This is a genomic window from Bacillus sp. SRL543 (genome assembly GCF_984799205.1).
On sequence record NZ_OZ481794.1, the window covers coordinates 274,243 to 300,000 of the forward strand.

A 25,758-nucleotide genomic window follows, 5' to 3' on the forward strand; every position below is an offset into this window, starting at 1 on the left:
GCAAATCAGTCAGGAGGCGCAGAAGATGATTAAACGTACAATCGCTCAGATTGCCGGGATGATTCCTATTCTAAATGACCACTCGGCTTTTTCTGATGTCAGCATAAAGGGAGTATCGATCAACTCAAGGACAATGGAGCCCGGCAACCTGTTCGTTCCTTTCAAGGGTGAACACACCGATGGCCATCGTTACGTGGAGGATGCCCTTCGAAAGGGGGCGGCGGCTGCGCTTTGGCAGCAGGATGTCCCGAATCCGCCGCTTCACCTGCCGATCCTTGTTGTAGAGGACACGCTCAAGGCAGTGCAGCAGCTGGCAGAAGCCTATCGGAACGAGCTTGATATTAAAGTGGCCGGCATTACAGGCAGCAATGGAAAGACAACTGTGAAGGATATGACTGCCCGTCTTCTGTCATTAAAATACAAGGTACAGAAAACAGAGGGGAATTACAATAATCATCTGGGTCTGCCCCTTACCCTGCTTTCCCTTGAAGAGGATACTGAGGCAGCTGTCCTTGAAATGGGGATGAGCGGCTTCGGGGAAATCGAGTTCCTGACAAAGCTAGCCCGTCCGGATGTAGTCATGATTACGAACATCGGGGAATCCCACCTGCAGGATCTCGGCTCAAGGGAAGGCATTGCAAAGGCGAAGCTTGAAATCATTGAAGGGCTGAAGGACAGCGGCATGATCATTTATCATGGGGATGAGCCACTTCTGAAAGACAGGCTTGCCGGATACAATGGTCCGGCAAAGGTCCGCGCTTTCGGAAAGAGCCCTTCCAACAGCGTATATCCGGTTAAAATCAATCAGGAAGAAAAGGGGAGCGTTTTCCAGACGAATCTTTCAGACATGGAATATCATTTGCCTGTGCTCGGTGTCCACAATGTCATGAATGCCCTCTGCGCCATGGAGGCTGCCCATTTCCTGGGCGTTCCGTATGAGCAGATGAATGAAGGATTTGCATCATTGAAACTGACGGCGATGAGGATGGAGCTCTCGGAAGGAAGCAAAGGCGAAAAGATCATCAACGATGCTTATAATGCCAGCCCCACTTCTATGAGGGCAGCAATTGATCTCGTGTCAGAGCTTTCAGGATATAGCAGAAAGGTGCTTGTGCTGGCTGATATGCTCGAGCTTGGAGATGATGAAGTGAGATTTCACCGCGAAATCGGCCGATCAATCGATCCGGAAAAGATTGATTATGTGTTAACGTTCGGATCCCTCGGCCGCATTATCGCGGAAGGAGCACAAGGGGCGTTTCCAGAGGACCGTGTTTTTGCTTTTTCTGAGAAAGGTCCATTGATTGAAAAGCTGCAGAGCCTGACGAGTACAGAAACAATTGTGCTGTTTAAAGGCTCCAGGGGCATGAAGCTGGAGGAAGCAGCTGAGGCACTGAAATAATATTTACTGATATAAGGAAAAAAATCCCTGTTTCACATGAAACAGGGATTTTTTGCGTTCTTATACAGTGCAGATCATAGACGCAGCAGCTGGACAATGGCCAGAACCGCCCCGACAGCTATAGGAGAAGCAGTCAAAACGATTAAACTTCCTCCTTTATTGATATAGTTCTCGATCGGATTGACCGCAGGGGATGCCAGAAAAGAGAGAATCCTGTCGAAATTGCTCTTTTTCCTGGGGATTTCCGGTATATCTACATGGTAGGAATCCAGATGCATTTTCAAGAGCGGTTCCTGTTTTAATAATTCTTCAGCATCATTGGGTTTTTCTTTGTTCAATCTCATCCACCTCCAGTACAGTTTTCAAAGTTTTTATGGCATGATGTAGCCGTGACTTTACCGTGCCGACAGGGCTACCCACAACCTCTGCGATCTCTGCCTGTGGCATATCATGATAATAGCTTAGAATAATGACTGCCCTCTGTGCCTCGGGAAGGCTGGCGATGGCTTCCCGGACCGTCATCTTATCTGCCTGGTCCATCTGACCTTCAGATGAGGGGAGCAGGAAGGGCATTAGCTTCTGCCATTTTTTCCGTCTGTTCAGCCTGGTGATCATCAAATGATAAGCGATTTGAAAAAGATAAGTTTTAACGCCTGCCTTCTTCGGGTCAAAGCTTGCTTTTGACTGATGGAGTTTCAAGAAGCTATCCTGGACAAGATCGCTGCTGAGCTGCTCTTCTTTTGTAAAGCGGAAAAGAAAAGCATATAAGGGAGATTTAAGTGAAAGATACAGCTGGTCAAAAGCCTCTTCACTTCCTTCCTGGAAGGCTATCATAAATTGATTGGCGCTTCCGGCTTGTTCAGTCATTCTCCTGAAGCTCCTTGACTCCTTTAATGACCATGGCCAGCCGTGAAATAAGATAGGCTGTCCCGACAATCACCCAGGCCTGGCCCTGGTTCGTGAAAAACTGGACAAAAGGATTTTCAATGGTGCTCCCACCGGAAATCAAGAAGTTTAAGATCTGGATGCAGATGATGCTGTAGGCGGCCACACCGATCGCGAGGCCGTCGAAAACATTCCAGCGGAGCAGGACCGGCGACTTGCGGAAATTGATCTTGCCGTTTTCCTTAACGACATATTTCCGCTGAAACGGAATGGCAATAGATAAAATGATAGCTGTAAGAATTCCAACCACGATTAAAGAAACAATAAATCCAATCCCCATTTAAGACACTCCCTTACTAAACATTGTATCTATTATACAAACGAAGGGGGAGCCAGGTTCAATGGGAAAATAAAAAAACGGCGAGTGGCCGTTTTTTTAAAATCATTTCAGAGAGTTAAAAAGAGTTTGAAAACCTGTTGATTGGAGTGCAAGGCACGCAGACTCCTGTGGGAGATAGCGGCAAGGCTGAGACCCCGCAGGAGCACAGCGAAGAGGAGGCTCAGCGTCGCCCCGCGGAAAGCGAAGTGCCTGGAACGGAAATCAACAGCCCCATTTAAAGCAGGAGATACTTCTAGGAACAAAAAGGTTTACCTATCTCCCGGAACATTGTTTTTCCCAGCTAAGTAAGAAGCTCATAGATTTCATTCAGCTTATTGGCTCTTTTATAATCGAGCTCTTCTTTGGCGTGCTGGATTTCAGGGGGGAGGATGCTGTTCAGGAAAGCGGCTTCCTGCTCGGTAAGCCTGCTTACAAAAGCGTTGTCCTCCTCTGAAAGATCGTCAGTGATTTTATGGTACAGCTCACGGCATTCATGGGAGCGGTCTGTATAATTGGACAGCAGTTCACGCAAATAACCCAGCGATTGGTTCAACATCATCACCTCATTTTTATAGTCCCTTACTAGGATGGTGAGAGGATAAATGAAATATGTGCCTCTTACAGATAAATGTTTGAAATAATTTTAAAAAGGGTAAATGAGAAGAAAAATCCGGCCGACCCCCATAATCCGCTTTCCTGAAGAGAATGTTATACTAGAGATAGAAATAGCCTGGCCTGAAAAAGGCGCATAAAAGGCATAGGAGGTTTCGTATGAGAGCGCACTACCTGGATATTGACCAGCTGCTCGATGAAACCAGTGAATTGCAAGAAGACAATTTATTTTATGCGATAGGCCAATTCGAGATAGACAAGCTCCTGGAGAGCACCCGCGATTGGTGAATTCATTGGTTCAGCCTTTTGGCAGCACTCATGATAGCATAAAGGATTATAGAAACAGGGGAAAAGATAGATACAAACAAGGGAGGCTGCCATTTATCAGGCAGTCTTTTCATTTATGTTTCCGATCTTTGTCAATCGGGTAATTTTGTTGGGATAATAATTATGCCAGAGTGTAAAATAAAGGAACTGTGAGCAAATAATACAGACGAAGGTGATGCAGATGATCGGCTGTCTTTGTATCCATGGATTTACAGGTGCTCCGTTTGAGCTTGAGCCGCTGACGGATTATCTCAGGAAGCATACTGCATGGGAGGTTGCTGTCCCTACCCTGCCAGGGCATGGGGAAAGGCTGCAGCTGAAAGGCATTGAATACAAGAAGTGGATAAGCCATGCAGAAGATGAGCTCCATCGACTGCTGGAAAAGTGTGATGAAGTCTATGTGATCGGTTTCTCCATGGGCGGGATCATTGCCAGTTATCTGGCGGTGCATTACCCGGTGAAAAAGCTGATCCTTTTAAGTGCGGCTGCCTATTATGTGAACCCGAAGCAGCTGGTGAAGGACATAGGAGAAATGTTAAAGGACACCGTTAAAGGAAATCTCTTGAGGAATGAAATGTTCCTCAGGTATAACCGGAAAATCAGGGAGACCCCGATTGCAGCCACGCTGCAGTTCCGGCGGCTGGTGTCTTCTGTAAGGCCGATTCTTAACCAGATCCAGGTTCCTACCCTGATTGCCCAGGGGGAAGTGGACGGAGTCGTGCCGCCGCGCAGTGCCACATACCTATATGAAAATATCGGCGCATCGTCCAAAAAGCTTATTTTTCTAAAAGAATCGAAGCATCTGATCTGCCACAGCGGCGAATGTGAAGGGCTGTTCCAGGATATATTGGAATTTCTGCAGCATGAGGCATAATTGCCAGGGAAGGGCACTTTATTGCAAAGCGCCCTTAAAAATGGTAAGATAAACCCTAAAGTGCCAAAGGGAAATTTCTTTGAAACCCGGACATACTCCACCTGGAGAATGTCTTTTTTCACTTTAATATATAGGTATGACTGTAAGGGGAGACTTCCGGGCTGCCCATTCGGCTTTATTATAAAAATTGTTCAAATACTGAATGAAATATAGCCAGCTGAACAAGCTGCCATCTCCTTTACCGGGTTTCAGCCAGGATCCTTCCACTCAGATCCCGGCAGAGATAAAAGATCTTCGGTCCTCTTAGAACACTCCAAAACGCTTGCCTGCCGAGTTTCTGTGCAGGAAAGCATGTTTTGCCATGCATTGTCCGAGCGGCAGCTTACCCTGCTGATCTGACGCTAATCACCATAAATAATCGCCAAGAAACAGAAGGAGAGAATACATTGACAAAGTTTCAAGATTTAGGCATCAGTCCTGCTACAATGAAATCACTAAAAAGAATGGGGTTTGAAGAAGCTACCCCGATCCAGGCTGAAACAATTCCTTTAAGCCTGCAAAATAAAGACCTGATCGGCCAGGCGCAGACCGGTACTGGAAAAACAGCTGCATTCGGAGTTCCGCTGATCGATAAAATCGATACAAGCAAAGATGTCATCCAGGGGATCATCATTGCTCCGACCCGCGAGCTTGCGATCCAGGTATCCGAGGAACTGTATAAGATCGGCTACGGAAAAAGAGCGCGCGTACTTTCCATCTATGGAGGCCAGGATATCAACCGCCAGATCCGCGCCCTCAAAAAGGCCCCGCATATCATCGTTGGTACTCCGGGAAGGGTCCTTGACCATATTAACCGCAAAACGATGCGTCTTGACAATGTTCACACAGCGATCCTTGACGAAGCAGATGAAATGCTGAACATGGGCTTCATAGAAGATATCGAATCTATATTGGGAAGCGTTCCTGCGGAGAGGCAGACACTCTTGTTCTCTGCTACCATGCCTGCACCGATCCAGAGAATGGCAGAAAGATTCATGAGAGATCCGCAGGTCATCCGTGTAAAAGCAAAGGAAATGACAGTTCCGCTTATCGAGCAGTTTTATGTGGAAGTACAGGAAAGAACCAAGTTTGATGTACTGACCCGCCTCCTGAATATCCAGTCACCTGAATTGGCCATCATCTTCGGGCGCACGAAAAGACGGGTTGATGAGCTTGCAGAGGCGCTGACCCTGAGAGGCTATCTGGCAGAAGGAATCCATGGCGATCTTAGCCAGGCAAAGCGTATGTCTGTTCTGAGAAAGTTTAAAGAAGGATCCATCGATGTTCTCGTTGCGACTGATGTTGCTGCAAGGGGCCTTGATATTTCCGGCGTAACGCATGTATACAACTTCGACATCCCGCAGGATCCTGAAAGCTATGTTCACCGCATCGGGCGTACAGGGCGCGCAGGGAAAGAAGGAATGGCGATCACATTCATCACTCCTCGTGAGAAATCATACCTGTCTGTCGTTGAAAGAACGACAAAGCGCAAGATGGAAAAATTGGTGCCGCCAACGGTTGCTGAAGCGCTGGAAGGACAGCAGAAGGCAACTGTAGAGAAAATTTCTCAGGCGATCGATACCAATAACCTGCAGAATTATAAGCAAGCCGCTGAAGAGCTTCTTGAGCAGCATGATGCATCTGACGTTGTGGCAGCAGTCCTGAAACTGATGACAAAAGAGCCGGACGACACTCCTGTCAAGCTGACAGAAGAAAAGCCGCTTCCATCCAAAAGGGACAGAAAGCCTTATGACCGCAAAAGAAGCAGCGACAATAGAAGAGGCAGCGACAACAGAAGAAGCTATGATTCCAAAAGGAAAGACGGCCAGTACAAATCAAGGCCGGGACAGAGCGGAGGACGCCGCCAAGGCAATTATTCCAACCGTACGTCCGACAGCAGCCGTTAATAAAATATAATGGGGCACCATGAGTGCTTCAAGCAAAAGGGGTACGGAATTTTCATTCCGTACCCCTTTTGCTGTTTTATTGCGAAGATGCATGCGGCCTGTTATTGGCAGCTGTTTTACGCTTTTCGGAAGGATTCTACATAAAATTTACATTTTTCTACATAAAAAGAGAAGGATCCTACATAAAAATGAACTATTTCTACATAAAATTAAAGGAATTCTACATAAAATACATAAATTCCCAAAACCATCATTAAAACCAACCCTCCTTTTTTAAAAAGAAATTGGCGCATACTAAGCAGGATGCAACATTAAAGGGGGTTTTTGCTCTTTGACGATCATAAAGCTTGGCTATGTGGCGATGAGCGTGCATCTGCAGAATTGTTCGCCTTCGCAAACCATGACTTATAAACAATTTTCCGGAATTAAGAACCGGGAGGCAGCCATCCGGAAGCTTGAACGGATCGCTATTTCCAATCTTGAGAACTGCCTGCGCCTCCTGAAGCATAATGCCGCCCATGATATTTCATTCTTCCGGCTCAGCTCAAAGCTGATCCCGCTCGCCAATCACGAGGAGCTTGCTGACTGGAAATATATGAGGCCGCTGAAGCCTGTGCTGCAGGATCTGGCCAGTTATATTAAAGATCACAGAATGAGGGTCGATTTCCACCCGGATCATTTTGTCCTCCTGAATGCCTTAAAGCCGGAAATCCTGAATGTGTCGATCAAGACGCTTTCCATGCATAAAGCTTTGCTGAAGGGGATGGGGATTGAACCTGAGCACAGGTGTGTCCTGCATGTAGGGGGGGCGTACAATGACAAGGAGAAGGCCCTGGAGCAGTTCATCCATAATTGGGGGCTGATCCCGGCAGCCATCCAGCAGATGGTCATGCTCGAGAATGACGACACGGCCTTCACTTTGGACGATACGCTGTATTTGTGCGAAAAGCTTGGCATCCCGCTCGTCTTTGACTATCACCATCATCTGGCCCATTTTGAAAATGAAGACTGGAAAGCTAATTGGGAGCGTGTCACTGCAACCTGGAAGCATGCGAAGCTCCCCATCAAGATGCATATCTCCAGCCCCCGTTCTCCCAAAGACTTTCGTGCGCATGCTGATTATGTCGATCCTGAGATGTTCATGGACTTCCTGAAGGGCATCAATGGGAGCGTACCGGAAATCCATTGCATGATTGAAGCGAAAAAGAAGGATGATGCCCTTTTCAGGCTGGCTGACTATCTCAGGAATGAGGCAGGTCTGGAAGAAGTGGACCAGGCTGCGTTTAAAATATAGCAATAATTTCCTCGCGGGCTGCCTGAAGTCCTGTATACTGGAAGGTATAAAGCCTGAAGGACGGCTTAAATTCTAAAGTGCCTTTTCAGGAGGAATTATTTATGAACACCGGACCAAGAAAAAGGATTTCAAAAAGGGCCCTCCCGGTATGGAGAATATCAGGAGCGATCCATTCAGGCATTTTTGTGCTTGCAATGGGAGGTGCTGCGGCACTTGCCTTTATATTTGACGGGCCTGGATGGATCATCCCGGCTGCCGTCATCCTGGCATGCATGTATATGTATTTTTTTATCATACTTTTCCCTTCGCTGAAGTGGAAAAGGTGGCGCTATGAAGTGCGGGAGCAGGAAATCGAGCTTCAGCATGGCATATTCATTGTCAAAAGGACGCTGGTGCCAATGGTCAGGGTGCAGCATGTAGATACAAGGCAGGGGCCGATCCTCAGGAAATATGCGCTGGCCACCATCGCCGTGTCTACGGCAGCCACTGTCCATGAGATACCTGCGCTTGATATGGAGGAAGCAGAAGAATTGCGCCTCTCCATTTCAAAGCTGGCAAGGGTGGCTGATGAAGATGTCTGAGCCGAAGAGGCTTCATCCGATATCTGCTGTAGCCAACTTTTTCAAGCAGCTTAAAGAACTTATTGTACCGTTTTTAGTATTCATTGTTTTCGGATTCAAGAATTCAAACTGGGACCTTTTCTACCTTATTGGCTCTGCAGCTGCCGTCCTCCTTGTACTCGCAGGCGGCATCCTGAAGTGGCTCCGCTTTACCTACCGGGTAGAAGAGGGTGAGCTTCGGATTGAATATGGGGTCTTTGTCCGCAAGAAAAGGTATATCCCCTTTGAAAGGATTCAGAGCCTTGATTTTTCCGAGGGTATTCTGCACCGTCCGTTCGGCCTTGTGAAGGTCAAGGTCGAAACAGCAGGGACGAGCGGGACCCAGGAGGCAGAGGCGACCTTGACAGCCATTACAAAAGCGGAAGCGGCGGCCATCCAGGCGGAGCTTACAGCAGAGAAGGGCAGCGGGGACGCGGAGAAAGAAAAGGCCCTCAATAGCGGGCAAGACATTTATAAGATTTCCCCCGGACAGCTTCTGCTGCTTGCATCCACTTCCGGCGGGGCGGGAGTGGTCATTTCCGCGGTAATTGCTTTTTTCTTTCAGTTTGAGGAAATCATTCCCTATGAAGCTCTTTTTCACCGTTTTGAGCATTTCGCAGAAAATGGCGTCATTTTCATCAGCGGCGCTGTGTTTCTTCTCCTGTTATTGGCATGGGTCATCGCTGTCATCGGGGCGATGCTGAAATACGCTGGCTTTACCGTCAGAAGAGAAGAAGATGACCTGGTCATCTCCCGGGGACTCTTGGAGAAAAGGCAGCTCACGATCCCGCTGCACAGGATACAGGCGCTCCGCTTCAGTGAAAATCCTGCCAGGCAGCCGCTCGGGTTTGGTACTTTGTATGTGGAAAGCGCGGGCGGGTCGGCCGTGGATAGGGACAGTGCCAAGGTGATGCTTTTCCCGCTTATCCGAAGGAAAGACTTGCAAAAGCTGATTGGGCATCATCTTACAGATTATAACGCTGGAATCCAGCTTGCGGGACCGCCGATAAGGGCGCTTCCGCGGTATATTTTCAGGGGGCTCCTTGCTGCGGCTTTATTCATTATTGTGCCGCCGGCCATCTTCCGTCCATGGGGATTCCTGTCTCTTCTGCTGCTCCTGCCGGCTGTGGTCTGGCCCTTTTTAAAATTCAGGGCAGCGGGGTGGCATATCAGCGGCAGCCAGCTGACGCTCCGATATAGGACGTTCGGCAAGCATACGGTTTATATGACGAAAAATAAGGTGCAGTCGCTCAGCCTGAAGGAAAGCCGCTTTCAAAAAAGGAAGCAGCTTGCGACAGTGGAAGCAACCGTCAAGTCCGGATCGGGCGGGTCCGGAGGAAAAGCGGCTGACCTGGATATTAGTGATGCAGAACAGATTTACAGGTGGTATTCCCGAGAAAGATGACAGACATGAAGAAAAGCGCCAGCCGGCGCTTTTTCTGCGTTATCTATTTCTTTTTAATGAAAGGGCTCCTATAAGAAAACCGGAGATGAACCCGAAAATGTGCGCGGAAATATTGATGTTTGGCTGGATGAAGGTCATAATAAGCCCAATGACGGCTATGGTGATGATAATCTGTGAATTCTCGCGCGACATCAAGTCTTTCCGGAAGTATGCGACCGCTGCAAAGAAGCCAAACAGGCCGAATATCGCCCCGCTTGAACCGACATGCGTGTAGGTGGGAGGCTCAAGCAGCAGGGTGGCCACATTGGCCGAAATGCCGGTGATAAGATAGATGCCGGCAAATCTCGCCTTTCCTGCAATCCTCTCAAGGGCAGGGCCGAAAAGGACGAGTGAAAAGCTGTTAAACAGGACGTGGGTGAAGCCGCTGTGCATGAACATCGGGGTGGCAAGGCGCCATACCTCGCCTTCCCTTATGAATAAATTGACTCCGGCAAGCCTCTCGAATATGTAGGAATTCGGAAATACAGGCAAAACAGTCAGCAAATAGAGCAGTATATTCAAAAGCAAAATAATGGAGACAATGGGATAGAAGCGGATGAATTCCTTGAAGCTCTCTGTCCTTGTAAACATAACAGTCCCCTTTCTATTTTTATCTGTAAAGGAAGGTTAATTATACTATAGCGTGAAAGCGCCGGAAATGGCCACTGCTTGTATACTATTGTGTATGCAAGGTGCAAACCAATTAGAAGGATGATGCATGTGATTGAAGGAATCGGCATTGATATCGTTGAAATCGGAAGAATCAGCAGGATGGCCAACCGGGCAAAATTTTCAGAACGTATCCTGACAGAGCGGGAACTGGCTAAATACATCATGCTGAACGAAAAGAGGCAGCTTGAATTCCTTGCAGGCCGGTTTGCGGCAAAAGAAGCTTTTTCAAAGGCCAATGGCACTGGAATAGGAAGCGAGCTGTCTTTTCAGGATATTGAAATATCAAATGACAGCAAGGGGAAGCCATTCTTCAGCAAGCCTGAGAGGGGAGGCCTTCATCTTTCCATTTCCCACAGCGAAAGCTATGCTGTTGCCCAGGTTATCATTGAAAACCCTTCGCCGGAAAACCAGGACGGAAAAAGCTTGTCATAGGCCAAGTCATATTCCCGAAGGTTGTCTCATATATTCATAGTGCGACAGGAGAGACAAGGCTATGCCCCGAATTGCCAGCCGGCATTCATACGGCTGCCGCTGTGCCGGGCATGCCCTGGCTCTCCTTCAGAAAGCGGAATGCCTGCATGCAGGCAGGAAGCGCACAATTGATGAAATGAGACAGAAGGGGTTGAAGGAATGAAGAAAAGATTGTTCATGCTTCTCGCCGGGCTTTTGGCCATCTTTGCCTTAACTGCCTGTGGAACTAAATCACAAGAGGATGTGGTGAAGGAGCTTGGAGGAAAAGTGGAGGAACTGAAGGGATATAAGGCAGAAGCAAAAATGACCCTTCAGATGGGCACTGAGCCCCAGACTTATGCCATAGAAATCTGGCATAAAGAACCTGCTTACTATCGCGTCAGCCTGAAGAATCCCGAAAAGAACCAAAGCCAGATGATCCTCCGGAATGATGAAGGTGTTTTTGTCCTGACACCGGCGCTCAACAAGAGCTTCAAGTTCCAGAGCGACTGGCCGCAGAACAGCAGCCAGGCTTATCTGTATGAGTCCCTGCTGCAGGATATCCTCGAGGATAAAGAGGCGAAATTCAGCGCTACTAAAGAACACTATGTTTTTGAAACAAAGACGAGATACCAGAACAACAAGATGCTTCCTTACCAGGAAATCACCCTTGATAAGAAAAACCTTGCCCCTGTCAGCGTAAAGGTCATGGATTCAGACAGAAACCCGCTGGTGACCGTCGACTTCTCCAAGGTTGACTTCAAGGCTGCCCTTGATAAAAAGGATTTCGACACCCAGAAAAATATGACCGGCGCCCAGATTGAGGTTCCAGTCATGGCAGAAGAAGCGGCCAGTGAGGAATTCTCTGTCAAATACCCGCAGGCCGAGCTTGAAAATGTCAGCCTGATCGATGAAAAAGAAATCAGCATGGAGGACGGCAAACGCTTTATCCTGACTTACGGCGGCGACAAGACCTTCACGCTCATCCAGGAAAAAGCAAATGTCGTGCCGGCAAACACCACTTATACTTCCGAATCAGGGGAGCCGGTAGATCTTGGCTTTACAATCGGAGCCATCGCCGATAATAAAATCAGCTGGACTCACGGCGGGGTGGATTATATCATCGCATCCAGCGACCTGACGAGAGAAGAAATGGTCATGCTTGCACAATCAGTGCAGGGAGATGCAGTGAAATAATGGAAGGCAGATGCCTGGGGGCATCTGCCTTTTTTCTGTGAGCAGATACCGGGGAAGCGGCAACCGCGTTTCGTATGGTTCAGCTCGAGGCGCTAGCCCCTCGAGTCATAAGCCACATCAGGATTGAAGGCAAAAGGCAAACGCGTTCTCTTTTGGAGCGCAAAAACATAATACAGTACAAATAACGCAGTAAAGAACATGGTAATTAGCAAAGTAATCATCATGTTTTTTGTATATGATCCGCGATAACCGATCTGATAAATAGACGGAAAAATTCCGCTTAATTTGGAATTCGCATCAAAAATAGCTCAAATAGACGGAGAAATTCCGCCTACTGACTCGAAAAATACGAAAATGGGGGATTTCGCTTGGCATAGCCGGAAAACCTCCCCTTATTTAGCCCGTCCCGAGCTCCATTCTGAATTTAACCGGAAAATCTCCGCTTACTTTACTTTCGCTGGTTCCTTTATTGGAACAGCCGCCTCCGCATTTCGGTTTGTCGAGCTCCAGGATTGAAGGCAAAGAACGCCTTCTATCCTGATGCGTCTTATGCTTGTCGGGGCTGAACAAGCGCCCTCCGCATTTCATGTTGTCCAGCTCCGGCGGCTAGAGCCTCGAGTCATAAGCCACCCAAGAATTAAAGGCAAAGAACGCCTTTTATTCTTGTGCGTCTTATGCTTGTCGGCTCTGGGCAAGCCGCCTCCGCATTTCTTATTGTCCAGCTGCGGCTCCTAGGTGCTCGAGTCATAAGCCACTCCTGGATTAAAGGCAAAGAACGCCTTTTATCCAGGAGTGGCTTATGCTTGTCTCACCTGAACAGTCGCCTCCGCATTTCGGTTGACATTAAGATTCCAGAGTTCGATAATAATTTGTATACTTTTTGAACGGAAGGAAAAGGACGTGAATGGCAATGGATTATCCCACAGGTTTTTACCGGGATACATGGGCTGAAATCAATCTTGATTATATAAAAGAAAATGTGCAGTCAATGAAGAAGCTTCTTCCTGGAGATGTGAAGCTGTTTGCTGTGGTGAAGGCAAATGGGTATGGGCACGGAGACTTCGAGACTGCCAGGGCAGCCCTTGAGGCTGGGGCAGACTGCCTGGCTGTGGCCTTTATGGATGAGGCACTTTCCCTCAGGCAGAGGGGGATCAAGGCCCCGATACTGGTATTGGGTGCGAGCAGGCCTGAGGATGCTCCCTTGGCTGCATCTTTGGACATAACTTTGACTGTTTTTCAGGAAAACTGGCTTGAGAAGGCGCTCCCTTCTTTGCAGGGAAAAAGGCTGGCTTTCCATGTGAAGCTCGATACCGGAATGGGACGGATCGGCGTAAGGGAGAAAGACGAGCTGCTCGCCATCGAGAAGCTTGCCGGGCGGGAGGATGCCTTTGAGCTGCAGGGCATCTATACCCACTTTGCGACAGCAGATGAATTGGACGATTCCTATTTCCGGGAGCAGCTCAGCCGGTTCAGGGAAATGCTTTCCTGGCTCAGCGAGGTGCCGGAAATCGTCCATTCCAGCAACAGTGCCGCTTCGCTCAGGTATCCGGAAGCCCGCTTTAATGCAGTCAGGATGGGGATCAGCATGTACGGCCTCACCCCATCGCCCGAAATTGAGCATGATCTGCCATTCCCGCTAAAAGAGGCTTTCTCGCTTCATGCCAGGATTGTACACGTGAAAAAGCTCCAAAAAGGGGATAAAGTCAGTTATGGCGCCACCTATGAAGCGGAAGGGGAGGAATGGGTCGGCACCCTTCCGATCGGTTATGCGGACGGCTGGATCCGCAAGCTGCAGGGACAGGAGGTGCTGGTGAACGGGAGAAGAGCCCCGATTGTTGGCCGGATCTGTATGGACCAATGCATGATCCGCCTGCCATATGAGGTTGAACCTGGAACAGCCGCTACCTTGATAGGTGCGCAGGAGGGCAGTAAGATTACGGTCAATGAAATAGCGGCGAAGCTTGAGACCATCAATTATGAAGTCACCTGCATGATATCCGGCCGGGTGCCGCGCGTATACAAACAGAACGGGAAGACTGTCGATCTGAATAACCCGCTGCTCGGGAAGCAGAGCAAGGTCTAACAGGGGCCATTCGCTGCTAATCCCGTTCCAGCCCAGCCATTTCATTCATATTTCAGGAAATAAATGCGTATTAATGCATAAAAGGATATTTTTTTGGCCGATAATACAGAGGAATTGCTGATTAGTCCTTTGCACAGCAGCTGAATAATGGTAATATAAAAAATGGTAGAGATAAAAAATGGTGTGTAGTGATGGTGGAGGTGTATGTTTGTGTCTGAGTCCAGCGCAACAACAGAGATCATGGTAAAGTTACCGCAGCATCTTTTAACCGAGTTAGAAAGCTTTGTTAAGCAGGAGAATGTCAATCGGAGCGAATTCATTTATCAGGCAACGAAAATGTATTTGCGTGAACGGAAGAAGAGACAAATTCGTGAGTCGATGAGAAGAGGCTACATGGAAATGGCAAAAATTAATCTGACGATTGCATCTGAGGCATTCCAAGCGGAATATGAGGCAGAACACACAGTTGAACGTCTAGTAAGCGGAGGATAATCCTTTGATTGTCAAACGTGGCGACGTTTATTTTGCAGACCTATCCCCAGTTGTTGGTTCCGAACAAGGCGGCGTACGTCCAGTACTTGTCATCCAAAACGACATCGGGAATCGGTTCAGTCCCACAGTAATAGTTGCAGCCATTACAGCCCAAATTCAAAAAGCTAAGCTGCCTACTCACGTTGAAATTGATGCGAAGCGTTACGGCTTTGAAAGAGACTCTGTCATTCTCTTGGAACAAATTCGTACAATTGATAAACAACGCTTAACCGATAAGATAACCCATCTCGATGACGAAATGATGGGAAAAGTGGATGAAGCTTTGCAAATAAGCTTGGGTCTTATTGAATTCTAGTTATAAGCACGCACGCTCTTCCCAGGGCGTCTTTTTATAACACACAGATTTCGCTGTGTCTTCCGGAAAACCAAGAGATAAAGGATTTGCTTTATCTCGGGTACATATCAAATTTTAACCTACTTAATATTGTGTATCTGCTGAGGACAAGCATGTGTGTTGCTTGTCTTTTTATTATGCCATCTTTCCCGGGCAAAGGTTTAATCATCCGGAAAACGGGTATAATTAAAAGTCTTTCTTCTAGTTCCAATACTTAGAGGTTTTATTTGACTGTGCCTAACTGTTATCATTAAATGGTATATATATATAAATTTTGTTTACATTTTTAAATTTGGTTTACAAGTGCAGGGTAACTCCATCTTTAGAAATATTTGTATGTTAAAATAGGGAGGATCAAATGGATAAAAAGGTTTTGGATTATATTCAAGCTCGAAAAGATGAGATCTTCAATGAATGGGTACGAAGCACGAAGGAGAACGCAGATGAACGGGTTATACGGGTAGTTTCAGACCAGGTTTTCACTGGTACGAGCTATGAGTTCATCGATTTGATCATATCGAATATAAGGGGGACGAATGAAGAGTTCACCTCCAAGCTGTCCGATTTTGCAGAAAAAGTGGTCCGGCTCGGCTGGCCGCTGAGTTTTGTTACGAAAGGGCTGCAGACCTTTGGGAAGATTGTTTTAGAAGGCATGCAGAAGGAGGGGCTGATTACTCCCGAGAACCAGCTTAGTATCGTCTATGACTTCGAGATCTGGATGACGCCTGTCTCCAATGAAATAGTCGATATGTATTCCTCGACCTGGGAAAGAACCGTCTCCCTGCAAAAAATCGCCCTTCAAGAACTGTCTGCTCCACTAATCCCTGTTTTTGAAGGTATTACTGTAATGCCCCTTGTGGGCACCATAGATACGGAACGTGCAAAGCAAATCATGGAGAATCTCCTGACTGGAGTGGTCAAACATCGATCAGAAGTGGTTTTAATAGATATAACAGGTGTGCCTGTTGTGGATACAATGGTTGCGCACCATATTATCCAGGCAGCAGATGCCGTCCGCCTTGTTGGCGCTAAATGCATGCTTGTAGGGATCAGGCCTGAAATTGCCCAGACCATCGTGAATCTGGGAATCGACCTGAACCAATTTACAACGAAGAACACACTGAAAAAGGGAATTGAAGCAGCACTTGAGCTGACTAGCCGTAAAATTGTAGCTGTGGAGGGAGAACAGTGAGAATACCTATATTAAAATTGCATGACTGTCTGCTAGTATCCATTCAATGGGAACTTGATGACCAGACAGCACTTCAATTTCAGGAAGACTTGCTTCATAAGATTCATGAAACAAGTGCAAATGGGGTTGTTATAGACTTAACATCCATTGATTTTATCGATTCTTTTATTGCCAAGGTCCTTGGCGACGTTATAAACATGTCCAAACTGATGGGTGCAAAAGTCGTCATTACCGGTATACAGCCAGCTGTAGCTATTACGCTAATCGAATTAGGCATAGGGTTAGATGATGTCCTTACTGCATTAGATCTAGAAAAAGGTTTGGAGAAACTTCAACAGGAATTGGGGGATTAAACTGTATGGGTATCCAATCCTGCGTAAAAATCATTAACGAATGGGACATCGTAGCAGCACGCCAGCTGGGGCGTAATGTTGCAAAGGAGCTTGGGTTCGGTACAGTGGACCAGGCCCGTATTACGACGGCCATCAGTGAACTGGCCAGGAATATATACTTATATGCCGGACAAGGTCAAATATGTATAGAGAAAATTTATGACGGCGGCAAAGCGGGATTGCAGATCGTAGCTGTGGACAGCGGCCCTGGAATAAATGATATGCGCCAAGTCATGGAGGATGGGTTCTCTACCTCCGGCGGACTGGGAGCCGGTTTGCCTGGGGTAAAGAGATTGATGGACGAATTCTACATCAGCTCATCTCCCGGAGACGGTACAGATATAAGAGCGACTAAATGGCTTCGTTAGGGGGAGGCATTATGGATTTCCGAGAAATGATGGAATCAAAGTATCGGGATATTCTAGAGAATTATTTAAAAGACCAGTCAGAACAGACGCTGTATCAAGGTCAAAAATTCAGTAGAAAATCCATTGAACATAAGATATCACCAGAAGAAATCATCAGTCTTCACAAAAGTCTTCTATTTGAAATTTATCCTGATCTTCCCGAAAACGTACTTCATTCTTTTGATGTGCTGCTTGAGGTGATGATCGGCTACGGCCTCGCTTACCGCGAGCACCAGAGCTTAAGGCATAAACAGGAAGAGTTAAGGTCCGAAATGGAAATTGCCGCGAACGTCCAGCAGACTCTGCTCGGCACGAGCGTACCAGTTGTCGATTCCCTTGATATCGGGGCAATCAGCGTTCCGGCAAAACATATGAACGGGGACTATTATCATTTTGTGCAGGATGAGCATAATAACATAAGCATCGCTATCGCTGATGTCATTGGGAAAGGGATTCCGGCGGCCTTGTGCATGTCGATGATCAAATATGCCATGGACAGCCTGCCGGAAAACCGCCATGAGCCAAGCAGTGTGCTTGAGAACCTGAACAGGGTTGTAGAGCAGAATGTAGACCCTAGTATGTTCATTACCATGTTCTACGGAATGTACAATACGGAAAGCAATCTTTTCCATTACGCTTCTGCAGGCCATGAACCCGGTTTTTATTACAACGCCGAAAAAGATGAGTTCAGCGAGACGACGGCCAAGGGGCTGCTGCTCGGGGTCGACAAGCGCACAAAGTATAAGCAGTTCGAGAAGGAGGTCCATCCTGGGGACATGATCGTTCTCATGTCGGATGGGGTGACTGAGTGCCGGACAGATGAAGGATTCATTGAAAAAGATACGCTGATTGGATATATACGCAAATACATCCATCTCAGCGCCCAGGAGATTGTTACAAATATTTATAAAGAACTTGAAAAGCTTCAGCACTTTCAATTGCGTGATGATTTTACTTTAATAATATTAAAAAGAAATGTTTAGCGTTTCTTCACGCCGGGTATAAGGTAAGAGCAATTGACATGTTAAGAGGTGGGGTCTAGTTATGAATATTACGATAGATTTGAAAGAGAATGATACATTGGTACAAGCTAAGATCAGCGGAGAAATTGATGCATATACAGCTCCGAAGCTAAGAGAATCATTATTCCCGCTTTCTGAAAAAGAGGCAGTTGAAATGGTTGTGGACCTTTCGGAAGTATCTTATATGGACAGTACAGGATTAGGCGTTTTTGTCGGGGTTTTCAAAAATGTACGCTCCAACAACGGCAAGTTTCAGATTGTCGGCCTTTCTGAACGTTTGAAAAGGCTGTTCGAAATCACAGGTCTAGCCGATATAATTGATATTAACAGCCAGATTGAGGGTGGGGTACAATGAGTCAACCGTTTGATTACTTAGAAATGAAAATTCCGGCCAAGCCTGAGTTTGTCGGAGTTATCCGGCTGACATTGTCAGGCATCGCAAGCCGAATGGGATTTTCTTACGATGAAATAGAAGATTTGAAGATCGCGACGAGTGAAGCTTGCACAAATGCTGTGCAGCATGCTTATAAAACGAGTGAAAAAGGTGAAGTGGTTATTGGCTTCGGCCTATATACCGACCGTCTTGAGGTAATGGTGGCTGACAGCGGTAAAAGCTTTGACTTCCAATCTGCACGCGAAGGCATTGGTCCTTACGACCAGACCGATTCTGTTGAATTTTTGCGTGAAGGAGGACTGGGCCTTTACTTGATCGAAACATTGATGGACGAAGTCAGAATCCATCATAAAGAGGGTGTGACGGTCTTTATGACCAAGTACCTGGAAGGAGAGCAGGTGGAGAGGGATGCAGAAACAATCTCAACCTAACCAGAGATCTAAAGAAGAAATCAATGAATTAATCAAAGCCTACCAGGAAAATCAGGACGAAGAAGCCCAGGAAATACTTGTTAGAAACTATAAAGCCCTGGTTGAGACGATTGCCAGGAAATATTCAAAGGGACGCTCCTACCATGAGGATATCGCACAGGTGGGAATCATCGGCCTGCTGGGAGCCATTCGCCGATATGATGAAACCTTCGGGAAAAGCTTTGAAGCTTTTGCTGTTCCGACGATCATCGGGGAAATCAAGCGGTTCCTGCGCGATAAAACATGGAGTGTGCATGTGCCGCGCCGCATAAAGGAATTGGGGCCGAAGATAAAAACAACGGTCGAAGAACTGACGACCCAGCTTCACAGATCGCCGAGGGTTGATGAAATAGCGGATGAAATTGGGGTATCTGAAGAAGAAGTGCTGGAAGCAATGGAAATGGGCAAGAGCTATCAGGCTCTTTCTGTCGATCATTCCATTGAAGCCGATTCGGATGGCGGAACGGTTACCCTTTTAGATATTGTAGGCAATGTGGATGAAGGATTTGAAAAGGTCAATCAGCGGATGGTGCTTGAAAGAGTCCTCCATGTCCTGACAGACCGTGAAAAACAAATCATTCAATACACCTATCTGGAGAATATGAGCCAAAAGGACGCCGGCGACAAACTTGGCATTTCTCAGATGCATGTGTCAAGGCTGCAAAGAAGGGCCATCAAAAAGCTCCAGGAAGCCATAAATGCTGAAAGCAATAACTCGGAGTGCCTTTCATGACGCATATTGTCAAAGATAATCTTGAGGTACTCGCTCATCAGACAGCAAAAGAAGGAAAGTCCGAATGTGGGGATGGCTATTTTTTTACAGCAACAGATGATTACTTGGTCTGTGTTCTGGCAGACGGGCTGGGCAGCGGCCAATATGCCCATGAAGCTTCTTCTGCAGTCATCCAGGTGGTAGAAGAGAACCATCAAGAAGATGTTGATACCCTCATGAAACTGTGCAATAATGTGCTGGTTCAAAAGAGGGGAGCTGCTGTTTCGGTATTCAAGGCTGATCTTATCAATAAAGAATTTGTATATAGCTGTGTCGGCAATATCAGATTCTTTTTGTACTCAGCAGCAGGCAAATTGACGTATCCGCTCCCAGTAACAGGCTATCTGTCCGGAAGGCCGCAGGTTTTCAATACACAGCGGTTCAATTATGAATCCAAATCTAAATTTCTCATCCATTCGGATGGCTTTAATATCAGTGGAGTAAAGTCGCTGCTCAAAAGTTTCATGCCGATTGATTGTATTGCCGAAGAGATTAAAAGCAAATATTCAAACAGCACTGATGATTCAACCTTTATTATTGGGAGCCTGCTCTAATGAGAGCCGGCTTTTTTTCTTTGTTTGGGAAACTTCGATACTTTTGATAAAATAATAGTAGAAAATTGAAGGTTGTGGGGGATTGAATTTGGAGAAGACTGCGCATAAACAGGAAGAGATGCTAAAGCTTGTATCCGCCGAATTGAAAATTAACAGCAAACAGGTGAAAAGTGTCATTGCTCTGCTTGAGGATGGAAACACGGTTCCTTTTATTGCCCGGTACAGGAAAGAGCAGACGGGTGCACTGGACGAAGTGCAAATCAGGGACATCATGGAAAGATGGCAATACATACAGAATCTTGAGCAGCGGAAGGAAGAAGTACTCCGCACGATAGAAGAACAGGAAAAGCTGACGCCGGAGCTTGCTGCCCAAATCGGAAAAGCGGTCAAACTGCAGGAGGTTGAGGATCTTTATCGCCCTTATAAGCAGAAGCGCAGGACGAAGGCTACCCAGGCAAAGGAAAAAGGGCTGGAGCCTTTTGCTGAGTGGATGCTTGCGTTCACCAGAGGACCAGTTGAAGAAAAAGCGGCTGCATTTATTTCTGCGGAAAAAGCAGTGAATACACCTGAAGAAGCCATTGCTGGTGCCAAGGACATCATTGCCGAAATGGTGTCAGATGATCCGGAAAGCAGGAAATGGATCAGAAGGGAAACCTTTAAGAGCGGCAAGATTGAAACTTCGGTAAAAGATGCCGCTAATGATGAGAAGAAAGTTTATGAAATGTATTACGAATATGAGGAGCCGATCAGCAAAATCGTCCCACACAGGATCCTGGCAGTAAACCGCGGTGAAAAAGAGGATATCCTGAGAGCGGCAATCAGACCGAATATAGAAATGATGCAGAACTACCTGAAGAAAAAATGGATTAAAAATCTTTCTTCCCCCTCTGCAGGACCGGTAGGCGAAGCGATTGAGGATGGGTATAAAAGGCTGATCCAGCCTTCCATCGAGCGGGAAATCCGGAATGAATTGACGGAGAAGGCAGAAGAACAGGCCATTCATATCTTCTCGGAGAATTTGAGAAACCTTCTCCTTCAGCCGCCGCTTAAAGGAAAGGTTGTACTTGGTGTAGACCCGGCATACCGTACAGGCTGCAAGCTGGCAGTTGTGGATGAGACGGGAAAAGTAATGGACATTGGCGTTATTTATCCTCATCCGCCGGTCTCTAAAACAAAGGATGCAAAAGAAAAAGTAAAACAAATCATTAAAACTTTCAAAGTCGAAATGGTAGCGATCGGAAACGGTACCGCTTCAAGAGAAACCGAGCAATTCATTGCTGATATCCTCAAGGAACTGAGCGGGGATGTATATTACATTATTGTCAACGAAGCCGGGGCGAGTGTCTATTCAGCATCCGACCTTGCCAGGGAAGAATTTCCGAATTTCCAGGTGGAAGAGCGCAGTGCCGTATCCATTGCCCGCCGACTGCAGGATCCTTTGGCCGAGCTGGTTAAAATAGATCCCAAATCTGTGGGAGTGGGCCAATACCAGCATGATGTATCCCAGAAAAAGCTCAGTGAGTCTCTTACATTCGTCGTCGAGACAGCTGTAAACCAGGTTGGCGTCAATGTTAATACAGCTTCATCTTCTCTCTTGCAGTATGTAGCAGGCTTATCAAAAACAGTCGCGAATAATATTGTTAAGAAACGGGAGGAAGAAGGCAAGTTCTTATCCAGGATCCAGCTGAAGAAGATTCCCAGGCTGGGTGCCAAAACCTATGAGCAAGCTATCGGGTTCTTGCGCATAGCAGGCGGAAAAGAGCCGCTTGACAGGACTAGCATCCATCCTGAAAGCTATCAGGATGCGGTCAAGCTATTGGCGAAGCTTGGATTTAAAACAGCTGATATTGGATCAGAGGAGCTGAAAGCCGCGCTGGCCGGGATTGATATCAAACAAACAGCGGCAGAGCTTGAAACAGGGGAGCTGACGCTTAAAGACATCATTGAAGCTCTCATGAGCCCTGCAAGGGATCCCCGTGATGATCTTGCTAAGCCTATCCTTAAAACAGATGTTTTGAAGCTTGAAGATTTAAAGCCTGGCATGGAGCTTCAGGGAACAGTCAGGAATGTAGTTGATTTTGGCGCTTTTGTCGATATTGGCGTGAAACAGGATGGTCTTGTCCATATATCAAAGCTGCGAAAACAGTTTGTTAAGCATCCACTGGATGTTGTATCGGTTGGGGATGTGGTGACTGTGTGGGTCGACAGCATTGACAGCCAAAAGGGAAGAGTAGCCCTGACCATGCTTTCTGATCAATAACTAATTGTTGAGGAGGAGTGTTTAGTGACGCTCCTCCTCTCTTATAGTTCAGTGCAGGTGCTTCTTTCTATAAAAATACCAGCACTGGTTCAGCAGTTTAATCTGATACCGGTTTTTCTCCAGGAATGCGCGCTGAATCTGATTTTGAAACCAAGTAGGCATAAGAACCCTCCTGTAGTAAAATCTGTATATATAGCCTATGCAGGGGCAGGTTGTCAGGTGAACCTGCCGCTGCTATAAAAACAAAGTAAAAGGGGCATAACAAGAAAGGATATAAAGGAATGAACGATCAAGAACTCCAACTGCTGACCGAGCGGATTTCAGAAGAATATTTTCATAAGCCATTCCGGCACAAAGCGTATTTCAACCCGCGTTTGCGTACAACCGGAGGCAGATATATTTTAAGCACCCACAATATTGATATAAATAGAAGTTATCTCGATCAGCTGGGAAGAGAAGAGCTCATCGGCATTATCAAGCATGAACTATGCCACTATCACCTTCATTTGGAGGGCGGGGGATACCAGCACAAAGACAGGGATTTCAAATTGCTGTTAGAACAAGTGGGTGCACCTAGATTTTGTTCTTCCTTGCCAGATAGGCCAAAGAGGAAACCTGCAAAATTAATTAGCTATACTTGCTCGGGCTGCGGGCAGCTTTACAGGAGAAGGCGCTCAATCGATACATCAAAATATGTCTGCGGAAAGTGCAGAGGAAAATTGGTTAAGTCGGGAGAAATACCGAATGGGTAAGTGCATATATTTCTCCTTAAACTTTTTTAAAAACATGGTTGACTTTTGATTGCCAGGTTCTTATAATAGTAAGAGTCGATAAGATGTTAAAGACATTCCGCAGTAGCTCAGTGGTAGAGCATTCGGCTGTTAACCGAACGGTCGCAGGTTCGAGTCCTGCCTGCGGAGCCATATGGGGAAGTACTCAAGTGGCTGAAGAGGCGCCCCTGCTAAGGGTGTAGGTCGGGCAACCGGCGCGAGGGTTCAAATCCCTCCTTCTCCGCCAGATACAACCTGGCTTTATCATGGCCCCTTGGTCAAGCGGTTAAGACACCGCCCTTTCACGGCGGTAACACGGGTTCGAATCCCGTAGGGGTCACTTGAAAACAATCGTATTTTCTTTTTTAAAAACGGTCCCGTGGTGTAGCGGTTAACATGCCTGCCTGTCACGCAGGAGATCGCGGGTTCGATTCCCGTCGGGACCGCCATTTTTACTCAAAAACATTGGGCTATAGCCAAGCGGTAAGGCAACGGACTTTGACTCCGTCATGCGTTGGTTCGAATCCAGCTAGCCCAGCCATTTTTTGAGCCATTAGCTCAGTCGGTAGAGCATCTGACTTTTAATCAGAGGGTCGAAGGTTCGAGTCCTTCATGGCTCACCATTTATCTTTATATGCGGGTGTGGCGGAATTGGCAGACGCACCAGACTTAGGATCTGGCGCCGCAAGGCGTGGGGGTTCGACTCCCTTCACCCGCATCAGCATTATTTTACCAGTTGATACTCAATTACTTATCTGGTATAATGAATTTTGCTGTCACTTATAATTGCGGTCGTGGCGGAATGGCAGACGCGCTAGGTTGAGGGCCTAGTGGGGGTTAACCCCGTGGAGGTTCAAGTCCTCTCGGCCGCACCAAAAAAGTTGTTGACAACCGAAAATGGTTGTGGTAAGATATAAAAGTTGCTTCTTTAAAAAAAGAGCAGTTATAAAATGCGCCCGTAGCTCAATTGGATAGAGCGTCTGACTACGGATCAGAAGGTTATGGGTTCGACTCCTTTCGGGCGCGCCATATTTTACGGGGAGTAGCTCAGCTTGGTAGAGCACTTGGTTTGGGACCAAGGGGTCGCAGGTTCGAATCCTGTCTTCCCGACCATGAAATATTTCAATTTTATATGCGGGTGTAGTTTAATGGTAAAACCTCAGCCTTCCAAGCTGATGTCGTGGGTTCGATTCCCATCACCCGCTCCAATTTTTAAGATCGTCCTTTGAAAACTGAACGAACAAAAACGTCAACGTTAATCTTAATTTTTTTATCAGAGCTAAATCTTACTCTTATATGGAGAGTTTGATCCTGGCTCAGGACGAACGCTGGCGGCGTGCCTAATACATGCAAGTCGAGCGGACGGATGGGAGCTTGCTCCCTGAAGTCAGCGGCGGACGGGTGAGTAACACGTGGGCAACCTGCCTGTAAGACTGGGATAACTTCGGGAAACCGGAGCTAATACCGGATAATGCATTTCCCCTCATGGGGATATGCTGAAAGATGGTTTCGGCTATCACTTACAGATGGGCCCGCGGCGCATTAGCTAGTTGGTGAGGTAACGGCTCACCAAGGCAACGATGCGTAGCCGACCTGAGAGGGTGATCGGCCACACTGGGACTGAGACACGGCCCAGACTCCTACGGGAGGCAGCAGTAGGGAATCTTCCGCAATGGACGAAAGTCTGACGGAGCAACGCCGCGTGAGTGATGAAGGTTTTCGGATCGTAAAACTCTGTTGTCAGGGAAGAACAAGTGCCGGAGTAACTGCCGGCACCTTGACGGTACCTGACCAGAAAGCCACGGCTAACTACGTGCCAGCAGCCGCGGTAATACGTAGGTGGCAAGCGTTGTCCGGAATTATTGGGCGTAAAGCGCGCGCAGGCGGTCTCTTAAGTCTGATGTGAAAGCCCACGGCTCAACCGTGGAGGGTCATTGGAAACTGGGGGACTTGAGTGCAGAAGAGGAAAGTGGAATTCCACGTGTAGCGGTGAAATGCGTAGAGATGTGGAGGAACACCAGTGGCGAAGGCGACTTTCTGGTCTGTAACTGACGCTGAGGCGCGAAAGCGTGGGGAGCAAACAGGATTAGATACCCTGGTAGTCCACGCCGTAAACGATGAGTGCTAAGTGTTAGAGGGTTTCCGCCCTTTAGTGCTGCAGCTAACGCATTAAGCACTCCGCCTGGGGAGTACGGCCGCAAGGCTGAAACTCAAAGGAATTGACGGGGGCCCGCACAAGCGGTGGAGCATGTGGTTTAATTCGAAGCAACGCGAAGAACCTTACCAGGTCTTGACATCTCCTGACAACCCTAGAGATAGGGCGTTCCCCTTCGGGGGACAGGATGACAGGTGGTGCATGGTTGTCGTCAGCTCGTGTCGTGAGATGTTGGGTTAAGTCCCGCAACGAGCGCAACCCTTGATCTTAGTTGCCAGCATTCAGTTGGGCACTCTAAGGTGACTGCCGGTGACAAACCGGAG

30 protein-coding genes, 11 tRNA genes and 1 rRNA gene (1 of these 42 only partly in view) are annotated in these 25,758 nt (G+C 47.2%); 35 read left to right on the forward strand and 7 right to left on the reverse strand.

The window, feature by feature from the left end; all coding sequences use genetic code 11:
• The first annotated feature begins 25 nt into the window (after window positions 1–25).
• Window positions 26–1,399 (forward strand): UDP-N-acetylmuramoyl-tripeptide--D-alanyl-D-alanine ligase, encoded by a 1,374-nt coding sequence (locus AC4E8B_RS01535; protein WP_490216599.1) that lies wholly within the window; start codon window positions 26–28, stop codon window positions 1,397–1,399.
• A 74-nt stretch (window positions 1,400–1,473) separates the two neighbouring features.
• Here AC4E8B_RS01535 and AC4E8B_RS01540 read toward each other — a convergent pair whose 3' ends face one another.
• From AC4E8B_RS01540 to AC4E8B_RS01555, 4 genes are all read right to left on the reverse strand, one after another.
• Complete coding sequence (locus AC4E8B_RS01540; RefSeq protein WP_490216601.1) at window positions 1,474–1,737, reverse strand: hypothetical protein; 264 nt, start codon at window positions 1,735–1,737, stop codon at window positions 1,474–1,476.
• Window positions 1,715–2,233: an RNA polymerase sigma factor gene (locus AC4E8B_RS01545; RefSeq protein ID WP_490219447.1), complete on the reverse strand. Its 519-nt coding sequence runs from the start codon at window positions 2,231–2,233 to the stop codon at window positions 1,715–1,717. The genes AC4E8B_RS01540 and AC4E8B_RS01545 overlap by 23 nt, the downstream gene beginning before the upstream one ends.
• Window positions 2,234–2,258: 25 nt before the next feature.
• Window positions 2,259–2,624, reverse strand: coding sequence for a group-specific protein (locus AC4E8B_RS01550; RefSeq protein WP_490216603.1), 366 nt, complete (start codon window positions 2,622–2,624; stop codon window positions 2,259–2,261).
• Window positions 2,625–2,964: 340 nt separating this feature from the next.
• A complete protein-coding gene (locus tag AC4E8B_RS01555) occupies window positions 2,965–3,222 on the reverse strand; it encodes a sigma-G-dependent sporulation-specific acid-soluble spore protein CsgA (protein ID WP_490216605.1) in 258 nt (85 codons plus the stop codon).
• A gap of 212 nt (window positions 3,223–3,434) precedes the next feature.
• On the opposite strand from AC4E8B_RS01555, the gene AC4E8B_RS01560 reads away from it, so the two are divergent.
• From AC4E8B_RS01560 to AC4E8B_RS01585, 6 genes are all read left to right on the forward strand, one after another.
• The gene (locus tag AC4E8B_RS01560; RefSeq protein WP_490216606.1) at window positions 3,435–3,563 is read left to right on the forward strand and encodes a hypothetical protein; all 129 of its coding nucleotides are present in this window, start codon (window positions 3,435–3,437) and stop codon (window positions 3,561–3,563) included.
• Window positions 3,564–3,783: 220 nt separating this feature from the next.
• Window positions 3,784–4,476 (forward strand): alpha/beta hydrolase, encoded by a 693-nt coding sequence (locus tag AC4E8B_RS01565; RefSeq protein WP_490219449.1) that lies wholly within the window; start codon window positions 3,784–3,786, stop codon window positions 4,474–4,476.
• Between the two features lie 446 nt (window positions 4,477–4,922).
• Window positions 4,923–6,422: a degradosome RNA helicase CshA gene (gene cshA / locus AC4E8B_RS01570; RefSeq protein WP_490216607.1), complete on the forward strand. Its 1,500-nt coding sequence runs from the start codon at window positions 4,923–4,925 to the stop codon at window positions 6,420–6,422.
• 331 nt (window positions 6,423–6,753) lie between these two features.
• Window positions 6,754–7,716, forward strand: a complete 963-nt coding sequence (gene uvsE / locus AC4E8B_RS01575; RefSeq protein WP_490216608.1) for a UV DNA damage repair endonuclease UvsE — start codon at window positions 6,754–6,756, stop codon at window positions 7,714–7,716.
• A gap of 101 nt (window positions 7,717–7,817) precedes the next feature.
• Window positions 7,818–8,297: a PH domain-containing protein gene (locus tag AC4E8B_RS01580; protein WP_490216609.1), complete on the forward strand. Its 480-nt coding sequence runs from the start codon at window positions 7,818–7,820 to the stop codon at window positions 8,295–8,297.
• The gene (locus AC4E8B_RS01585) at window positions 8,290–9,720 is read left to right on the forward strand and encodes a PH domain-containing protein (protein WP_490216611.1); all 1,431 of its coding nucleotides are present in this window, start codon (window positions 8,290–8,292) and stop codon (window positions 9,718–9,720) included. The genes AC4E8B_RS01580 and AC4E8B_RS01585 overlap by 8 nt, the downstream gene beginning before the upstream one ends.
• Window positions 9,721–9,759: 39 nt before the next feature.
• On the opposite strand, the gene AC4E8B_RS01590 is transcribed toward AC4E8B_RS01585, so the two are convergent.
• Window positions 9,760–10,350 carry a rhomboid family intramembrane serine protease gene (locus AC4E8B_RS01590; protein ID WP_490216612.1) on the reverse strand — a complete coding sequence of 197 codons (591 nt, stop codon included), beginning with the start codon at window positions 10,348–10,350 and terminating at the stop codon, window positions 9,760–9,762.
• Window positions 10,351–10,479: 129 nt separating this feature from the next.
• Here AC4E8B_RS01590 and acpS point away from each other — a divergent pair, with 129 nt between their 5' ends.
• From acpS to AC4E8B_RS01605, 3 genes are all read left to right on the forward strand, one after another.
• Complete coding sequence (acpS, locus tag AC4E8B_RS01595) at window positions 10,480–10,863, forward strand: holo-ACP synthase (protein ID WP_490219451.1); 384 nt, start codon at window positions 10,480–10,482, stop codon at window positions 10,861–10,863.
• Window positions 10,864–10,924: 61 nt separating this feature from the next.
• Window positions 10,925–11,065, forward strand: a complete 141-nt coding sequence (locus tag AC4E8B_RS01600; RefSeq protein WP_490216613.1) for a hypothetical protein — start codon at window positions 10,925–10,927, stop codon at window positions 11,063–11,065.
• On the forward strand, window positions 11,062–12,078 hold the full coding sequence (locus AC4E8B_RS01605) for a LolA family protein (protein WP_490216615.1): 1,017 nt from the start codon (window positions 11,062–11,064) through the stop codon (window positions 12,076–12,078). The genes AC4E8B_RS01600 and AC4E8B_RS01605 overlap by 4 nt, the downstream gene beginning before the upstream one ends.
• 396 nt (window positions 12,079–12,474) lie before the next feature.
• Here AC4E8B_RS01605 and AC4E8B_RS01610 read toward each other — a convergent pair whose 3' ends face one another.
• Window positions 12,475–12,666, reverse strand: coding sequence for a hypothetical protein (locus AC4E8B_RS01610; RefSeq protein WP_490216616.1), 192 nt, complete (start codon window positions 12,664–12,666; stop codon window positions 12,475–12,477).
• A 316-nt stretch (window positions 12,667–12,982) separates the two neighbouring features.
• On the opposite strand from AC4E8B_RS01610, the gene alr reads away from it, so the two are divergent.
• From alr to AC4E8B_RS01670, 12 genes are all read left to right on the forward strand, one after another.
• Window positions 12,983–14,161 (forward strand): alanine racemase, encoded by a 1,179-nt coding sequence (alr, locus tag AC4E8B_RS01615; RefSeq protein WP_490216618.1) that lies wholly within the window; start codon window positions 12,983–12,985, stop codon window positions 14,159–14,161.
• A 210-nt stretch (window positions 14,162–14,371) separates the two neighbouring features.
• The gene (locus AC4E8B_RS01620) at window positions 14,372–14,653 is read left to right on the forward strand and encodes a CopG family ribbon-helix-helix protein (protein ID WP_009795786.1); all 282 of its coding nucleotides are present in this window, start codon (window positions 14,372–14,374) and stop codon (window positions 14,651–14,653) included.
• A gap of 4 nt (window positions 14,654–14,657) precedes the next feature.
• Window positions 14,658–15,008, forward strand: a complete 351-nt coding sequence (ndoA, locus tag AC4E8B_RS01625) for a type II toxin-antitoxin system endoribonuclease NdoA (protein ID WP_490216620.1) — start codon at window positions 14,658–14,660, stop codon at window positions 15,006–15,008.
• A 397-nt stretch (window positions 15,009–15,405) separates the two neighbouring features.
• A complete protein-coding gene (locus tag AC4E8B_RS01630; RefSeq protein WP_490216622.1) occupies window positions 15,406–16,239 on the forward strand; it encodes an RsbT co-antagonist protein RsbRA in 834 nt (277 codons plus the stop codon).
• A complete protein-coding gene (locus tag AC4E8B_RS01635; protein WP_009795789.1) occupies window positions 16,236–16,592 on the forward strand; it encodes an STAS domain-containing protein in 357 nt (118 codons plus the stop codon). Before AC4E8B_RS01630 ends, AC4E8B_RS01635 begins: the two co-directional genes overlap by 4 nt.
• Before the next feature lie 5 nt (window positions 16,593–16,597).
• Window positions 16,598–16,999 carry an anti-sigma regulatory factor gene (locus AC4E8B_RS01640; RefSeq protein ID WP_009795790.1) on the forward strand — a complete coding sequence of 134 codons (402 nt, stop codon included), beginning with the start codon at window positions 16,598–16,600 and terminating at the stop codon, window positions 16,997–16,999.
• 11 nt (window positions 17,000–17,010) lie between these two features.
• Window positions 17,011–18,021 carry a PP2C family protein-serine/threonine phosphatase gene (locus AC4E8B_RS01645; protein WP_490216625.1) on the forward strand — a complete coding sequence of 337 codons (1,011 nt, stop codon included), beginning with the start codon at window positions 17,011–17,013 and terminating at the stop codon, window positions 18,019–18,021.
• A gap of 61 nt (window positions 18,022–18,082) precedes the next feature.
• Entirely contained in the window at window positions 18,083–18,415 is a 333-nt protein-coding gene (locus AC4E8B_RS01650) for an anti-sigma factor antagonist (RefSeq protein ID WP_009795792.1), read from the forward strand.
• On the forward strand, window positions 18,412–18,885 hold the full coding sequence (rsbW, locus tag AC4E8B_RS01655; protein ID WP_490216627.1) for an anti-sigma B factor RsbW: 474 nt from the start codon (window positions 18,412–18,414) through the stop codon (window positions 18,883–18,885). The genes AC4E8B_RS01650 and rsbW overlap by 4 nt, the downstream gene beginning before the upstream one ends.
• Window positions 18,863–19,657 (forward strand): RNA polymerase sigma factor SigB, encoded by a 795-nt coding sequence (sigB, locus tag AC4E8B_RS01660; protein WP_009795794.1) that lies wholly within the window; start codon window positions 18,863–18,865, stop codon window positions 19,655–19,657. Before rsbW ends, sigB begins: the two co-directional genes overlap by 23 nt.
• Entirely contained in the window at window positions 19,654–20,250 is a 597-nt protein-coding gene (locus tag AC4E8B_RS01665; RefSeq protein WP_490216629.1) for a PP2C family serine/threonine-protein phosphatase, read from the forward strand. Before sigB ends, AC4E8B_RS01665 begins: the two co-directional genes overlap by 4 nt.
• Window positions 20,251–20,368: 118 nt before the next feature.
• Entirely contained in the window at window positions 20,369–22,510 is a 2,142-nt protein-coding gene (locus AC4E8B_RS01670; RefSeq protein WP_490219453.1) for a Tex family protein, read from the forward strand.
• 48 nt (window positions 22,511–22,558) lie between these two features.
• Here AC4E8B_RS01670 and cmpA read toward each other — a convergent pair whose 3' ends face one another.
• The gene (gene cmpA / locus AC4E8B_RS01675) at window positions 22,559–22,672 is read right to left on the reverse strand and encodes a cortex morphogenetic protein CmpA (protein WP_490216631.1); all 114 of its coding nucleotides are present in this window, start codon (window positions 22,670–22,672) and stop codon (window positions 22,559–22,561) included.
• Between the two features lie 119 nt (window positions 22,673–22,791).
• Here cmpA and AC4E8B_RS01680 point away from each other — a divergent pair, with 119 nt between their 5' ends.
• The 13 genes from AC4E8B_RS01680 to AC4E8B_RS01740 form a co-directional block, all read left to right on the forward strand.
• Window positions 22,792–23,262, forward strand: a complete 471-nt coding sequence (locus tag AC4E8B_RS01680) for a SprT family protein (protein WP_490216633.1) — start codon at window positions 22,792–22,794, stop codon at window positions 23,260–23,262.
• Between the two features lie 96 nt (window positions 23,263–23,358).
• A tRNA-Asn gene (locus tag AC4E8B_RS01685) sits at window positions 23,359–23,433 on the forward strand.
• Window positions 23,434–23,436: 3 nt separating this feature from the next.
• Window positions 23,437–23,527: transfer RNA gene (locus AC4E8B_RS01690), tRNA-Ser, on the forward strand.
• Window positions 23,528–23,548: 21 nt separating this feature from the next.
• A tRNA-Glu gene (locus AC4E8B_RS01695) sits at window positions 23,549–23,620 on the forward strand.
• Between the two features lie 33 nt (window positions 23,621–23,653).
• Window positions 23,654–23,729, forward strand: a tRNA-Asp gene (locus tag AC4E8B_RS01700).
• A gap of 17 nt (window positions 23,730–23,746) precedes the next feature.
• A tRNA-Gln gene (locus AC4E8B_RS01705) sits at window positions 23,747–23,821 on the forward strand.
• 6 nt (window positions 23,822–23,827) lie between these two features.
• A tRNA-Lys gene (locus tag AC4E8B_RS01710) sits at window positions 23,828–23,903 on the forward strand.
• Window positions 23,904–23,916: 13 nt separating this feature from the next.
• Window positions 23,917–23,998: transfer RNA gene (locus AC4E8B_RS01715), tRNA-Leu, on the forward strand.
• Between the two features lie 70 nt (window positions 23,999–24,068).
• Window positions 24,069–24,155, forward strand: a tRNA-Leu gene (locus tag AC4E8B_RS01720).
• 77 nt (window positions 24,156–24,232) lie between these two features.
• Window positions 24,233–24,309 (forward strand) — tRNA-Arg (locus tag AC4E8B_RS01725).
• 7 nt (window positions 24,310–24,316) lie between these two features.
• Window positions 24,317–24,393, forward strand: a tRNA-Pro gene (locus tag AC4E8B_RS01730).
• Window positions 24,394–24,414: 21 nt separating this feature from the next.
• Window positions 24,415–24,488 (forward strand) — tRNA-Gly (locus tag AC4E8B_RS01735).
• Window positions 24,489–24,573: 85 nt separating this feature from the next.
• Window positions 24,574–25,758, forward strand: a 16S ribosomal RNA gene (locus AC4E8B_RS01740) (it continues 365 nt past the right edge of the window).

Coding starts and splice junctions, on each gene's coding strand:
- AC4E8B_RS01535 (WP_490216599.1), top strand. CDS start 26: ATGATTAAACGTACAATCGCTCAGATTGCCGGGATGATTCCTATTCTA.
- AC4E8B_RS01545 (WP_490219447.1), bottom strand. CDS start 2,233: ATGATAGCCTTCCAGGAAGGAAGTGAAGAGGCTTTTGACCAGCTGTAT.
- AC4E8B_RS01550 (WP_490216603.1), bottom strand. CDS start 2,624: ATGGGGATTGGATTTATTGTTTCTTTAATCGTGGTTGGAATTCTTACA.
- AC4E8B_RS01555 (WP_490216605.1), bottom strand. CDS start 3,222: ATGATGTTGAACCAATCGCTGGGTTATTTGCGTGAACTGCTGTCCAAT.
- AC4E8B_RS01560 (WP_490216606.1), top strand. CDS start 3,435: ATGAGAGCGCACTACCTGGATATTGACCAGCTGCTCGATGAAACCAGT.
- AC4E8B_RS01565 (WP_490219449.1), top strand. CDS start 3,784: ATGATCGGCTGTCTTTGTATCCATGGATTTACAGGTGCTCCGTTTGAG.
- AC4E8B_RS01580 (WP_490216609.1), top strand. CDS start 7,818: ATGAACACCGGACCAAGAAAAAGGATTTCAAAAAGGGCCCTCCCGGTA.
- AC4E8B_RS01585 (WP_490216611.1), top strand. CDS start 8,290: ATGTCTGAGCCGAAGAGGCTTCATCCGATATCTGCTGTAGCCAACTTT.
- AC4E8B_RS01590 (WP_490216612.1), bottom strand. CDS start 10,350: ATGTTTACAAGGACAGAGAGCTTCAAGGAATTCATCCGCTTCTATCCC.
- AC4E8B_RS01600 (WP_490216613.1), top strand. CDS start 10,925: ATGCCCCGAATTGCCAGCCGGCATTCATACGGCTGCCGCTGTGCCGGG.
- AC4E8B_RS01605 (WP_490216615.1), top strand. CDS start 11,062: ATGAAGAAAAGATTGTTCATGCTTCTCGCCGGGCTTTTGGCCATCTTT.
- AC4E8B_RS01610 (WP_490216616.1), bottom strand. CDS start 12,666: ATGAAATGCGGAGGGCGCTTGTTCAGCCCCGACAAGCATAAGACGCAT.
- alr (WP_490216618.1), top strand. CDS start 12,983: ATGGCAATGGATTATCCCACAGGTTTTTACCGGGATACATGGGCTGAA.
- AC4E8B_RS01630 (WP_490216622.1), top strand. CDS start 15,406: ATGGATAAAAAGGTTTTGGATTATATTCAAGCTCGAAAAGATGAGATC.
- AC4E8B_RS01640 (WP_009795790.1), top strand. CDS start 16,598: ATGGGTATCCAATCCTGCGTAAAAATCATTAACGAATGGGACATCGTA.
- AC4E8B_RS01645 (WP_490216625.1), top strand. CDS start 17,011: ATGGATTTCCGAGAAATGATGGAATCAAAGTATCGGGATATTCTAGAG.
- AC4E8B_RS01650 (WP_009795792.1), top strand. CDS start 18,083: ATGAATATTACGATAGATTTGAAAGAGAATGATACATTGGTACAAGCT.
- rsbW (WP_490216627.1), top strand. CDS start 18,412: ATGAGTCAACCGTTTGATTACTTAGAAATGAAAATTCCGGCCAAGCCT.
- sigB (WP_009795794.1), top strand. CDS start 18,863: ATGCAGAAACAATCTCAACCTAACCAGAGATCTAAAGAAGAAATCAAT.
- AC4E8B_RS01665 (WP_490216629.1), top strand. CDS start 19,654: ATGACGCATATTGTCAAAGATAATCTTGAGGTACTCGCTCATCAGACA.
- AC4E8B_RS01670 (WP_490219453.1), top strand. CDS start 20,369: ATGCTAAAGCTTGTATCCGCCGAATTGAAAATTAACAGCAAACAGGTG.
- cmpA (WP_490216631.1), bottom strand. CDS start 22,672: ATGCCTACTTGGTTTCAAAATCAGATTCAGCGCGCATTCCTGGAGAAA.
- AC4E8B_RS01680 (WP_490216633.1), top strand. CDS start 22,792: ATGAACGATCAAGAACTCCAACTGCTGACCGAGCGGATTTCAGAAGAA.